Raw genomic sequence first — 12,966 nt, 5'->3', positions numbered from 1 at the left:
AGGGTCGTCAGGGTCGGCGCTTAGCGGGCAGACACGGCAAAGTCCGGCACGTCGCCGGTTTTCAGCCCGCGCTTGATCGCGGTCTGGGTGAACAAACGGTCTTCCAGTTGCACGTTGTATTGCAGGTGGTTGAAGCGCATCTCTGAACGCGTGCCGTCGATGAAGTGCTCGGTTTCGCTCAGCACGATGCTGTCGATCGAGTCGATGGTGTCGACCTTCTGAGTACGCATCTGCTTGATCAGCACGCCTTTGACGTCGAAGAAGTCCTGGCGCATGACCAGGAAATTCTGCTTGTCGATCCACACTTTCAGCTTGTTGTAGCCGGTCTTGGCCAGCACCTCGGGCGACGCCGGCTCACGCTCGATCACGTAGCAGTCACGGCCCTTGATTTGCTCTTCGCCGACCAGCGTCTGGGAGTAATCCTTGACCCGGATCTTGTCCAGGTCGGCGTAGGAGTACTCACTGCCCATGAACGAGCCGCGCTTGTCGGTGGTGGAGATCCGCCGCGTCTGGCGGCTGACCGGCAAGTACATCCACTGGCTGTCTTCCAGGCCCAGGGTTTCGTGGGGGTTTTCGATATGAAAGGCCACGTCGCGCACGTCGGTGGGGGCGGAGAAATACATGCTGAATTTGTCGCTGTCCGGGTAATCCTTTTGCAAGTAAGTGAACTCGCGAACCCGGGTATTGCCCTTCTTGTCGTGGAGAATCAACGACACCTGGGACATGAAGCTTTTACCGTCATTGCGATCACGCACCTGGCGGATGATTTCGTCGGCATTCTTGCCGTCGGCGGCGGTGGCGCAGGCGCCGCTCAGGATCAGAGCGGCAGCGGTCAGCGTTTTGAATAGCGGCAACATGGGAACTTCCCTTTTCGTCAGATAAGTACGGTCGAGCCAAAGCGCCAGGGGCACGCAGGCGTCATGGGGTTAAAACAGGTAACCGGCGGACAGCCGCACTTGATCGCGGTTGTCGTACTCGCCGAAAGGTTTGTCGGGCTTGCCGAAGAACACATCCACTTCCAGCCCGAGCTTGATCCAGTCCACCGGTTTGTAGGTGAAGATGCCTTGCAACAGCGCATCGTCGTTAAACGGTGGCGAGGCGGCGACCACCAGCCGGCTCTTGAGTCGGTCCTGCCAATGGGTGCCCTCGGCCGACAAGGTGAACAGGTGCTCACGCTTTTCTTGCAGCATGCCTTCCTGCCAATCGAGCAATTGCTGCTCCTGCCACTGCAGGGAAATCAGCCAGTCGCGCAGCAGGTAATCGACACCCAGCAACGACTTGACCATCGGAGTGCTGTCGGCGCCGTAGGCACGGGTCGGATTGGTCACCCGCCAATTGTCGAACCAGGCAATTTCGCTGCGCACCACGATGCTGTGACCGGCGTCGATCGCCAGCCCCGCGCCGCCCATGGTGTAACGGGGAAACTGGCGCTCCAGTCGCGTGCGGCCGTCATCGGCCAGGCCTTCTACGGCGTACACCGGGTCCTGCTGACGTGCGTTCAGTGCGACGAAACTGGTGTCCACCGAACCGATCCGGCCGTTGGCGCTCAAGCCATACGAAAAGCCGTTGTCACCGTCGTAGCCGGGCTTGGAATCGAGCAGAAAGTACTGCGGGTCCGGCACGGCAAACAGCGGCGCATCAAACTCGCTGCCCGCCACCGGCGGCTGGTTTTTCACAAAGTCGGTGACCCACAGCGCTTCCAGTTCCCACTCGCCCACCGGTTGCGCAAATCGCACCATGGGCACCGCAATCCGGCTGTCTTCCAGTAGCGGAGTCAGGCCATCGCGATAGTCCACCGGGTTGACCTGATCGAGCACCCGCAACTCATCGGCACGGCCCCAGACCACTTGCTGCCAACCGATGGTCACCTCGCCGTCGCCCACCGACTGGCCCCAGTACAAATGCCGCCAGTCGGCGTCGAAACGGTATTTGTCCCGCGCCCGTTCGCTGTACGGATTGTTGCCGTCGTAGCGGGCGTCGTAACGCACCCGCCCCTTGGCCTTGTAGTAACCGCCGTCCCAGTTGTCTTCCAGGTTGGCCTTGAAATACACGGCCTTCTGGGTGACCTGGTCGTCACCGTGCAAGCGTAACGCGGTGGCAACGCCAACTTCGGCGTCGGCGTAATCGGGCTTGAAGTCCTCGACCGTCAATTCAGCCAACGCTGGCTGCGCAGCCATGCACGCCAAAACCGCCCACGTGGTGCGGCAGATGTGTGATCCCTGCATGGTTACATTCCCAACCCGACACCGCCGTCGATCACCAGGCTCTGGGCGGTTACCCCGCCCGCTTCGGGGCTGGCCAGGTAACGCACCATTGCCGCGACTTCCTCGCTTTGAATGAAGCGCCGCATCGGCAGTTTCTTCTTGGCGTTGCGCAGGATCTGTTCCTGGGTCAGCCCGGCAATGGCCGCTTGCGCCGCCAGCTCACCTTGCAGCATGGGCGTATCGATCCATGCGGGCAGAATCGCGTTGACGGTGATCAACCGTGGCGCCAGGTCCATCGCCAGGGCCTTGGTCATGCCGACGATGCCGTGCTTGGAAGCGCAGTACGCGGTGTTGCGGACCTTGCCAGCGCGGCCGAGAATCGACGACATATTGATGATCCGTCCGCGATCCGGCATCAACGGCAGGCATAACGAAGTGACGTAGAACGTACCGTTGAGGTTGACCGAAATCACCTTGTGCCAGTTGTGCAAATCTTCCGGTTCATTCTCGTTGCAGATGCCGGCGCTGTTGACCAGCACATCGACGTAATCCACTTGTTTGGCCAGCGTCTTGAAGAACGCTTCCATGCTCGGCAGGTCGGCAATGTTGGCCGCATGGGTTTCGACCCGTGCCTTGATCTGCCCTTGTTGCTCGTCGACCCAGCGTTGCAGTTCCGGCAAATCCAGGTCCAGCAGGATCAAGCGGTGATCGGCGTCGGCGGCAAAATTCTCCGCCACCGCGCGGCCGATGCCTTTGGCGGCACCGGTAATCAGAATGGTCCGGCTCATGGCATTTTCAACCCGCCGTTGACCGGCAGGACCTCACCCGTCAGGTACAAACCGCGATCGGCGATGTACAGCACCGCCTCGGCGATCTCATGGGGTTCGGCGTAACGCTTGATCAGCAACCGCGACTGGATTTCCTGTTCCTGACTGCCGATCAGCGCGGTGCTCATTTCGGTGTTGACGATGCCCGGGGCCACCGCATTCACCCGAATGTTGCGCGGCGCCAGCTCTACCGCCAGGGCACGGGTCAGCGCTTCAACGCCGCCCTTGGCCGCGGCATAGTTGCTTTGGCCTTTGCCTGGCTTCTGCGCGGCCACCGAACTGATGTTGACGATGCAACCGCTGCGCTGGCGCATCATGGACGGCACCACCTGCTGACAGCAGAGCAAGGTGCCAATCAGGTTGGTCTGGATCACCTCAATGATGTCGCGGCTCGGCATCGTCGCCAGCAACCCGTCACGGGTGATGCCGGCGTTGTTGACCAGCAGATCGACGCGCTGGAAATGTTGGTCGACTCGTTCGAAAAAGCCCTTGATGCTGTCGCCGCTGCTGACATCGCATTGCAGCGCCAGGCACTCGAGACCCAACGCCTGGACCTCATCACGCAACGACATAGCGGCCACTTCGTCGCGCACATAACTGAATGCAATTTGATAGCCCGCGCCGGCCAGGGCCAGGACGATCGCCCGGCCGATGCCACGACTGCCACCGGTCACCACTGCTACTTTATTCGGCATGACCGTTCCTTAGAGTGAGTTGTCAGTCTTGAACTGCGCGAGGCTGAAACCATGGGTCGCAGCCAGGGCACGAATCTGCTGCACCTGCTCGCGGCTGATATCGCCGTAGGAGTAGTGCTGTTTCATCCCGGACAAGCCCATCAACACCGACTCCGCCATGCAGGCATACAACTGACCTTCCTTGAGGTAAGCGCGCACGTTGCGGACCAGGCCATCGCCCAGCGGGGTCTGCACGATCCCGCCGTGCATGTACAGCACGTCGGGCCGTTGGCTGGAGAGGTTCTGATCAACGTTCAGCGGCACTGCGATGTCGCAGATCACGCTGTTTTCGGCAAAGTGATCGGCACCGAGAAACGGTTGAGGGGCGTTCGCTGCACAGAGCACGATGCGCGCCTGTTTCAGCACATCGAGGTCATTGCTGACGGTGATGAATGCATTCGCGCCCAAGCGTTCTTCAACCAGGCGCTGCACTCGCAAACCGAGGTCGGCGCCGGCACCGTGAGCCTGCAACAACGCGTCGATACCGTCGAGTTTCTGCAAGCGGCTGGCGAGGCGGTCGTGCTCGGCGACACCCTTGAGAATCGCGCGGGCGGCCTCGGCGTAAATCAACTGGGCGGTCTTCTCCAGACGCCGCAGGGAGCCGTCGCGACCGCTGCCGATAAGGATCAGGTGTTCGACATTGGTGGACAGCAACGAGGCGTAAGTCGAGGCAATGTTGCCGGCCGCGCCGACCACCGCAGCGGTCTGTTGGCTTAGTTCCAGGCCTTGTTGCTTGCAGCCTTGCTCGATCGCTTCCAGGCCCATGCCGATGGTCAGCGCGTTACCCGAGGTCAGCGCCATGTCGGGAATCTTCAGCGCCTGACAGTTGTTGGTGACAATCGAGGTGTACATGCCCAGGCCGGCCACGCTGTAGCCATCGGCACGAGCATCACGGATGCGATTGCCGACTTCATCACGAATGGTCTCCAGGTCGCCACTGGCGATGTACGCGGCCATGGCATCGGAGTCCATGCACAACGGGTACAGGGTGAACTCCACGGCGGTGCCGAGTTTCGAGCGAATCAGCACCGGGCCGATCGGCGCGGCACGCCGCTCCGGGGCCATGCGTTTGATGAACTCGCGTTTCTGTTCGGCGCCGAGGGTGGACAGCGACGGGTCGACATCACTGAGCATGTCCGAATCGATCAGGTGATTGATGAACGCCACGCGCGCCACTACGCGAACGTTCTCGTCAGGCTTTGGGAGATTTTCAGGCTCCTTGAAGCTCACCTCGCGGGCCGGTACTTCGGGGATGCTGTCGGCACACACCCCGGCCGCCAGCGGGAAGGCATCGCGGCGACGCAGCATGTCGCAGACCTTTTGCAACGAGCCGATCAAGCCGTCGATTTCCTCGAAGGTGATGCACACCGGCGGCTCCAGGCGAATCACGTTGGCGTTGCTGCCCGACGGCGCGACCCGCAGCGCTTCGAATTGCAGCAGGTAGCCGGCGATGATGTAACCCAGCGCATCGTTGTACTGCGCCGACGCCTGCACCAGCGAACTGGTACCGGTCAGGTCGTGCAGTTCGAACCCCAGCAGCAACCCGCGACCGCGCACATCGGCAATCACGTCCGGGTACGCGGCTTTGAGTTCGAGCAACGACGACTTGAGGTATTCGCCTTTTTTGTTTACGTCCTTGAGCATTGCGCTGTCGTTCTCGAACAAGCGGCGCAATGCCGACAGGGCGATATGGCACGAGGCATCGTCTTCGGCGAAGGTCGAGCTGTGGATGTAGCTGAAATCATTTTCGTAGTGGCTTGCGCGGATGACCGTCGCGGCAATTTTCATCAGGCCACCGCCCAACGCTTTGGACAGGCAGTAGTAATCGCCCTGCAAGTTGAAATGGCTGGCGCCGAGCAAAGTGCCGGTGCGGCCGAAACCCGATTGCACTTCGTCGATGATCAGCGGGCATTGCTGCTCGTTGCACAGGCGACGCAGGCCCAGGTAGAACTCGCTGGCGAACTCGTTGATGCCGCCCTCGCCCTGGATCGGCTCCATCAGCACCGCAGTGATCGCACTGAAAGCTTCACGACGCACCTGCAAGGTCTCGCCGCTCCACTCCAGGCTCAGCCAATGCCGTGTGTGACGGGCCGGCAAATCCTGGAGTTGCTGAGGTTGATGCGGGTCGATGAACTCGACGTTGAGACCAAAACGAGCGAACGGCTGGCGGTATTGTTTGCCGTAAGTCAGCTGGACGGTGTTCACCAACTTGCCGTGGAAGCTGCCGCGCAGGGCGACGAATACCGGCTCGACATGCAACTGCGCAAGGTTGTGTTGACGCACCGCTTCCACCACCTGGCGCACGGTCACGTAAGACAGATTGTCCGGCAGCAACCCGGCGGGCAGATCGAGGTCGTCGACATCCAGTTCGACATAGGCCTTGTCGCTGGCAGTCAGGTTGGCCAGGGCGAAATCCCGTTCGTCGAATTGCTTCTGCAAGGTTTTCTGGCGGCGGTATTCGGCGTGCTTGACGGCGATCTCCACCGACTCGGCGCCACTGTTGGAGAAAGTCGAAATGTAACGCTCGCTGTTGTTCAGCTCACGGTTGAACGCCTCGCTGAGTTCGCGCCCCAGCAGACCGGCCGCGCCACGCACTGACATCTGCGCATTGAACGGCACATCGGCGCGCAACAGGCCGCAGAGTTGATCGACGAACTGCGGGTCATTGTGGCCAAACAACGCAGCGCCGTAACCGCCGAGAAAGTCGGTGACGGTCACCTCGGCGCCTTGTTTGTCGCGGTAAAACAGCTTGCTGCCCAGCGCCCGGTGGAACTGGCACTCCAGGCCCAGGGCCTGCATCAATTCAACGAATTTCGGTCGTACGTAATCGCGGTAATCCATGACAGTCATATCCCTTGATTAGAAAAAAAGAAGCGATTCGAAGTGCTCAAAACGGCTAGTGGGCCGCCTGATAATCGAGTTGGTAACAGGCGCTGAAACCGTTGTCGTCGCGGTTGATGATCAGGCAGTCACGCAGCACCGCGCTCCGTCCCTCGCCGCCCACAAACGGCAGGTACGGATCCACCGACTGCTGCAGTCCGATGATCGGTGGCACGCGCTGGGCATGCAGTGCGTTGCGGGCCAGGATCAAGTCGACCAGGCTCGGCGCGCCGCTGAGAATGCCGGTCACCGGTACGCCACTGGTGATGTGGGTGGCACCGGCACGGGCCAGCGTGCGGGCCAGGTCGGCGTCCTTGTGCGGATCGCCGCTGGCGCTGCTGACCAGCAGATCGACCTGCTTGTCTGGCAGGTTCAACGATCCCAGGCGCGGATGGGCGGAGAGTCCAGCCAGGCAGGACTGCGGCCCGCTTGGTAGATCGTCGGCCCGGCGCAAAATCAACGCCGCCGCCCCTTCACCGGCAATCCCGCCTGTGCCTTGGCGATCGAATGCACGCAAGGTTTGAGAACCGTCGGTGCTGATCACGCCCGCCTCGGCCAGTGCGGCCAGTGCCAACGGATCGAGTTCACTGCCGGCGCCGACCACAATCGCCGCATCGATACGACCGCTTTGCAACGCCGCGCTCGCCTCGCGCAATGCCGCCAGATTGCCGGCCACGCCTTGCATGTAAGCGTTGCACTCGCACTCCAGTTTCAGCGCCAGGCTGACAATCCCTAGCAAGCCGTTGCTCAGGCTTTTGAGCACCAGGAACGGGTCGAGTGCGCGCTCCTGCAATACCCGTTGAGCGAGGCGTCGCATGTCAGCGCCGGACTCGTCGCGGCACTCGTGGAGCAACTCGCCATAGGCCGCCAACGACGGATGGGTGTACCCGCCCTGGCAGCAATAGAGGCCATAACGCAGACCGTCATTGCCCGGTTCAAGCCCGGCTTCGGCCAGGGCCTGACGCACCGCGCTGACGCCCCAGATCACGGCCGGTGGGCAGTAGCGCTGGAGGTTCTGGGCCACGTCCTGGCGACTGGTTTGATGGTCTTCATCACTGACATGCCCGAAAGCCGTCACGCGCTCACTGCGAAACAATTTCGACTGCAGCAAAGCGATGCCGCTGCGGGCTTCACTGGCCGCCGACCAGAAGCGTTGCACGCCCCAGCCGCTGGGTAATACGCAACCGCTGCCGGCGATGGCAACACGCACAGTAGCGCCCGTCATTGTCCGTGCTCCCGATATTTGCCCAAGGCCAGCGAAGTGTTGAGGCCGCCAAAACCGAAGGAGTTGCTCAAGGCAAAATCCACCCGGCGGCTGACCGCTTGCCCGGCGCAATAGTCCAGGTCGCACTGCTCATCGACGTCATGCAGGTTCACGGTCGGCGTGATCAGATCATTCAGGCACGCCAGGGCCGTGACCATGCATTCGGGTGCGCCAGCAGCGGCAATCAAGTGCCCGAACTGCGACTTGTTGGCGCTGACGGCCAGGGACCGGTAGTGCTTGTGCTCGGCGAACACACTCTTGATCGCCAGAGTTTCCGCGACGTCATTGAGCGGCGTCGAAGTGCCGTGGGCGTTGATCAGATCGATTTGTTGTGCACGCAGGCCGGCGTCGTCCAGTGCAGCTTGCATCGCCAGCGCCGCTCCCCGGCCTTCCGGTTGCGGGGCGGTGACTTTATAGGCGTCCAGGCTGCTGCCGAAGCCGAGCACTTCAGCATAGGGCGTCGCCCCTCGCGCCAGTGCGTGCTCAAGGCTTTCCAGCACCACGAAACCACCGCCCTCGCCGGCAATCAGGCCACTGCGATCACGGTCGAACGGCCGGCACACATCGACACCCCAGCGCTGTTCGCTCGATGCCGCGCCGAGCAGGTACAGCGCGGCCATGGTGTCGAGGTTCAGCACCGAATCGGCGCCACCGGCAATCGCCACGTTCACGTCACCGCGACGAATCATCTGGAAGGCATTGCCGATGGCCTGAGAGGCTCCGGCGCACGCGCTGCTGATATTGATCACTGGCCCTTCGCAACCCAAACCGTCTGCAATCACCCGCGCCAGTCGGTCATTGCTCTGGCGCAGGGAGCCCTCGGCATTGACCTGTCCGGCACGGGGCATCAGGTGTTGCCAGCCCGGGGCACGGCCGTCCGGTGCCTGGGTCAGCAGCATATCGGCCAACATGTGCTGGGGCGCACCCGAGGCGCAGAGCACGGCGGCTTCACGCAGCTGCTCAGGCGCGATTCCGCTGTCTTTCACCGCTTGGGTGGCGGCGACCCAGCCAAAGCGGCTGCGTTTTTCCAGGGCAACGGTCCATGCTGGATGGTCTTTCAAGGCCTCAGGCAAAAGGGTCATATCCACGGCCGCGGCGTAACGCACCGGGAACGATCCGTCTTCTACACCGTCGGGCTGCCATGGACGTACACAATGTTCGGCGCCGAGCATTTTTTCCCAGAGGGTCTGCCATTCGAAGCCGAACCCGGTAACGGCGCCCATGCCGGTGATCACAATCCGTGTCGCACTCATGTGTGCTTCTCCATGGTTTCACTGGCCAGCAGCAAAGCGCCCCAATGACCGGCGCGGCTATGGCTGACAAACAGCATGTAGCCCGGTGTCGCCGAGGGGTTTTGGGTGTGGTGCAAGGCCAGCGCGATCTCGGTCAGCAAGGCGCTGGCGCCAAGATCGCCGGTCATGGCCCGGGCTCTGCGAACGTCCCGTGGGTGTTCGGCGAACAGGCTCATCAATTGCGCATCCTCGGGATTGGCGACGATCTGCTCGACGTCACCGAGGCACAGTTTTTCCAGGCTCAACGCCTGGTCGATGACCCGCCGGGCAACCGCTGCACCACGTTGCGGATCAGCGCTGTAACCGCGGGCGAAACCGGCGATGCGCAAGGCGTGCGGGGTGTTGGGCGATGGTGCCGAGCCGAGCAGCAACGCGGCGGCACCCTCGCCATAAATCGCCTCGTTTGCCTGATGGGGTTCACGCAGGTAAAGGGCTGGCGTCAGGTTCGGACTGCTGCTGACCACCAACGCGGCGTCGGCGCGTTGTTCGACAATCTGCTGGCAGGCTTCGATCAGGGCATCGAGCCCGGCGTTGTCCTGGGAACAGAACCCGCCCATCGGCCCGTGGCATTGCAACGCCTCGGCCACGTAGGCCATCACGCTGCTGTTGAGCAGCGTCAGGGCATGCAGCGGCGGTGTGTTGGTCAACAACTGCGCCAGAGGCTTTTGCGGTTGCTCGCCGATCGCTTGCACCGCGTCCCAGCAAGGGCTTGGCGCATCGACCTCCGGAATGGCCGCCGTCAGGGCAATCCGTGCCGGCGGCAGCTGCAAGGCCGCCAGCGCGGGGGCCAGGCGTGCCACGCAATGCAACAGGCGCAAGCCTTGGGGTTCGACGCTGCGCTGGATCTTACGGTCGAACAGATTGCTAACCAGGCGCGGTGCTTGCAGCGAATAAGCCCGTCGCGTCGCGTCGAATGCCAGCGGTTGCGGCGAGGGCGGCGTCCCGAGCAGGTCGGCACATTCGCTGCCGGCGGCGTTCAATACGGCCGCCGAATGGATGTAAACGGCGATGCTCATGTCATGCCCTCCCCAGGACCAGCGAGCTGTTGACGCCGCCGAAACCGAACGAGTTGGACATCACCACGTTGATCGACTGGCGCATCGGCTCGCTGAGAAATTTCAGTGAGGGGTATTCGGCGCGGTCGTGATCGTAGTTCAAGGTCGGCAACAGCATGCCGTCCCGCAGGCTGATCAGCGACAGCACCGCTTCAATTGCGCCGCTGCCCGCCAGAGAATGACCAATGGCCGATTTGTTGGCGGTGAACGTCACGTGTTCCTGGCACTCGCCGAACACCCGCTGCAAAGCCAAGGCCTCGCAGCTGTCGTTGGCCTGGGTGGACGTGCCGTGGGTGTTGACGTGTTGCACGGCGCTGCTGAGCAGCCCGGCGTCTTCGATTGCAGCTTCCATGCATTCCTCGTATTTGCTGCCATCCCGGCTGCTGGAGGTCATTTTTTGTGCCTCGCACACATTCGCGTAGCCCAGCACTCGCCCCAACGGGGTGGCTTTGCGACGTTGGGCATGCTCGGCGGATTCAAGAATGACCATGGCCGAGCCCTCGCTGATCACGAAACCGCAGCGGTCCGGCATGAACGGTCGACTCTGCTCGCTGGCCGGCAGGTCGGCCTGGCACAGCGCGCCGAGGCTGTTGAACATGTAATACGGCAACTCGTTGGCCATCAGTTCGACGGCGCCGCAAATGGCCAGGTCGATTTCGCCGCGCTCGATCGCCCGGTAGGCGCTGCCGATCGCCATGGTGCCGGCGGCGCAGGCATCGGAATGAGTCGAAATGTGATCGCGGATACCCAGCGTCTCGGCCAGGTGCAGGGTCTGCTGATCGACCCGGCGCCCGAAGACCGCGCTCGATGGCGCCGGGTTATCCAGCAGTTGATCCAGATCGACACGCCCGACCTCATCCATGTAGCGACTGGCCCGATGCAGATCGTGACTGTCCGCGCAGTACTTGTTGGCCCCCAGAAACAATCCGCTGCGGCTGTGAGCAAAGGCTACCGGGGTAAGACCGGCGTGCTGCAAGGCTTGTCGGGCGACAAATTCGGCCAGCACGCTCTGCCGCGGATGAAGCGCGGCATTGCCGCCGAAACCGGCGGCGATCTGCTGCCACTGGCCGTCGTCGATAAACCCGGCAGCGCTGTTATTGAACCCCAGCGCCTTGAACCGTGGATGTTCGCGAACACAGGACTGCTTCTGGCAGATCCGCTCGAACAACGTGGCGGCGTCCAGCGCCATGGGCGCCACCAGACCGAATCCGGTCACATAGACTTCTCGTGTCCGCATGAGAACTCCTACACCGTCTCTTGGGCATGAGTGGCCACGAATTGCTCCACCAGACGGCGCGAAACCTCGTCGCCGTCAGCCGGCACCAGCCGTGCACTGCAAGCGCCGCAGACCACTTGCTGACGTTCGTTCAGTACGGCTTGATGAGCGCCGCAATCGGGGCAGCTTTGCGGCAGATAGTTGAAGAGGTTGCGGCACTGTTGCGCCCAGTTGCGCACGGTGGTGGCGGCAAATACCTGCGCCGGTTGCATACCGGCCTTGAGTTGATCCGGGGAGTAGGCGCTCAGGCTCTGTTCAAGCAGGGTCTTGCCGTTCTCGGTAATGCGACCGTTGGCCAGGAACTCGCTGGCGTCGCCGCAGACCGCAATGGCGTGATCCAGCACGCTGGTTTTGGGCAAAGTGCAGCCATATTGACGACCGAGTTGAAAGCTCAGGTCGACGATGTCCAGCGAATCGGCGCTGAGGTCCTCGACGATACTGCTGTTCTCATCGATATCATCGGCGCTCATGACCAACAGTTGCGCGAGGATCTCGCGGGTGCTGGCAATGACATTTTCCAACTCCAATGGATTGTTCATCTCTATCTCCCTATATCGTGATTGCTTCATGAATTCCGTATGTGAGAAGTAACTATTCCCACAGCAACTTCTCACGCGGCGGAAATCTAAACTCTGCCCTTAAGGGGAGAGTCAACGAACTCTTTAAAGTTTTTTAACAACTTGAGACGGCCGTCCGAATGGGCCGGCACACCGCACTCGATTGGTGCGAAGCCTCGCGCCAGTCGACTTATTTACTTAACAAAGGCTGCGTATGGTGGGGCATGCACTGTATCGCTGGCTAAACAGAGAGGGGCGCGAAAGTATTAACTTCTGGCTTACAGCACAGACGTACAAATAATAGAAACCTGACAAGTAAAATAGTTATAACTTCATAACCATTGTTCTATATCAGCGCAGCCGTTGAATAATGCGTCTTAAGGTTTGCGAGCCGATACGGACAGACCGGCACAGCGCTTCTGGGCAACTGAGTGTCGAGCACAGACAACTGACCGGGTGCGGGGCGCTATAGGGTGCGACTTCAGTTCTTGAGCCCACTGCCCGGAGTCCACATGACCGCACCTATTACCGTCCTTCGCGACACCCACCCGCTGCCGGTACTCGACGCCTGCAAATGGGAAAAACTCGAAGGCGACCCGCACACTGTCAACCTCAACGCTTACACCAGCGAAGACGGCAGCAAGATCATGGGCACCTGGATCTGCACGCCGGGCAAGTGGTATGTGGAATACGTGAAGTGGGAATACTGCGATTTCCGCGAGGGGTACTGCATTATCACCCCAGAAGGCAAAGAGCCAATCCATCTGAGGGCTGGGGATATTTTCGTGATTGAGCCGGGGATGAAAGGCACGTGGGAAGTGGTTGAAACCGTGCGCAAGTATTTCGTGTTTGCCTGATGCAAAAAACCGGGCCCTGT

At 61.4% G+C, this 12,966-nt stretch carries 11 protein-coding genes; 1 reads left to right on the top strand and 10 read right to left on the bottom strand.

Annotation, left to right across the window (positions count from 1 at the left end; genetic code table 11):
* Positions 1–20: 20 nt before the first annotated feature.
* The 10 genes from ACYZT6_RS01230 to ACYZT6_RS01185 all read right to left on the bottom strand — a co-directional run bounded on the left by ACYZT6_RS01230 (position 21) and on the right by ACYZT6_RS01185 (position 12,071).
* Positions 21–857: an outer membrane lipoprotein-sorting protein gene (locus tag ACYZT6_RS01230; protein ID WP_462025397.1), complete on the bottom strand. Its 837-nt coding sequence runs from the start codon at positions 855–857 to the stop codon at positions 21–23.
* Positions 858–926: 69 nt separating this feature from the next.
* Positions 927–2,225 (bottom strand): DUF1302 domain-containing protein, encoded by a 1,299-nt coding sequence (locus tag ACYZT6_RS01225; RefSeq protein ID WP_462025396.1) that lies wholly within the window; start codon positions 2,223–2,225, stop codon positions 927–929.
* A gap of 2 nt (positions 2,226–2,227) precedes the next feature.
* Positions 2,228–2,992 carry an SDR family NAD(P)-dependent oxidoreductase gene (locus ACYZT6_RS01220; RefSeq protein ID WP_462025395.1) on the bottom strand — a complete coding sequence of 255 codons (765 nt, stop codon included), beginning with the start codon at positions 2,990–2,992 and terminating at the stop codon, positions 2,228–2,230.
* On the bottom strand, positions 2,989–3,726 hold the full coding sequence (locus ACYZT6_RS01215; protein ID WP_462025394.1) for a 3-oxoacyl-ACP reductase family protein: 738 nt from the start codon (positions 3,724–3,726) through the stop codon (positions 2,989–2,991). The genes ACYZT6_RS01220 and ACYZT6_RS01215 overlap by 4 nt, the downstream gene beginning before the upstream one ends.
* A gap of 9 nt (positions 3,727–3,735) precedes the next feature.
* Positions 3,736–6,606: an aminotransferase class III-fold pyridoxal phosphate-dependent enzyme gene (locus ACYZT6_RS01210; protein ID WP_462025393.1), complete on the bottom strand. Its 2,871-nt coding sequence runs from the start codon at positions 6,604–6,606 to the stop codon at positions 3,736–3,738.
* 55 nt (positions 6,607–6,661) lie between these two features.
* A complete protein-coding gene (locus tag ACYZT6_RS01205) occupies positions 6,662–7,870 on the bottom strand; it encodes a beta-ketoacyl synthase N-terminal-like domain-containing protein (protein WP_462025392.1) in 1,209 nt (402 codons plus the stop codon).
* Positions 7,867–9,162 (bottom strand): beta-ketoacyl-[acyl-carrier-protein] synthase family protein, encoded by a 1,296-nt coding sequence (locus ACYZT6_RS01200; protein WP_462025391.1) that lies wholly within the window; start codon positions 9,160–9,162, stop codon positions 7,867–7,869. Before ACYZT6_RS01200 ends, ACYZT6_RS01205 begins: the two co-directional genes overlap by 4 nt.
* Positions 9,159–10,217 (bottom strand): beta-ketoacyl synthase, encoded by a 1,059-nt coding sequence (locus ACYZT6_RS01195; RefSeq protein WP_462025390.1) that lies wholly within the window; start codon positions 10,215–10,217, stop codon positions 9,159–9,161. The genes ACYZT6_RS01200 and ACYZT6_RS01195 overlap by 4 nt, the downstream gene beginning before the upstream one ends.
* Position 10,218: 1 nt before the next feature.
* Positions 10,219–11,493, bottom strand: a complete 1,275-nt coding sequence (locus tag ACYZT6_RS01190; protein WP_462025389.1) for a beta-ketoacyl-[acyl-carrier-protein] synthase family protein — start codon at positions 11,491–11,493, stop codon at positions 10,219–10,221.
* Positions 11,494–11,501: 8 nt separating this feature from the next.
* Entirely contained in the window at positions 11,502–12,071 is a 570-nt protein-coding gene (locus ACYZT6_RS01185; protein ID WP_462025388.1) for an acyl carrier protein, read from the bottom strand.
* 530 nt (positions 12,072–12,601) lie between these two features.
* On the opposite strand from ACYZT6_RS01185, the gene ACYZT6_RS01180 reads away from it, so the two are divergent.
* On the top strand, positions 12,602–12,946 hold the full coding sequence (locus tag ACYZT6_RS01180; protein ID WP_007946320.1) for a cupin domain-containing protein: 345 nt from the start codon (positions 12,602–12,604) through the stop codon (positions 12,944–12,946).
* The last annotated feature ends 20 nt before the right edge of the window (positions 12,947–12,966 follow it).

This window comes from Pseudomonas sp. RT6P73, from assembly GCF_054897715.1.
Note: the sequence above shows the minus strand (reverse complement) of the source record. Positions and strands in the feature narration are given on the sequence as shown.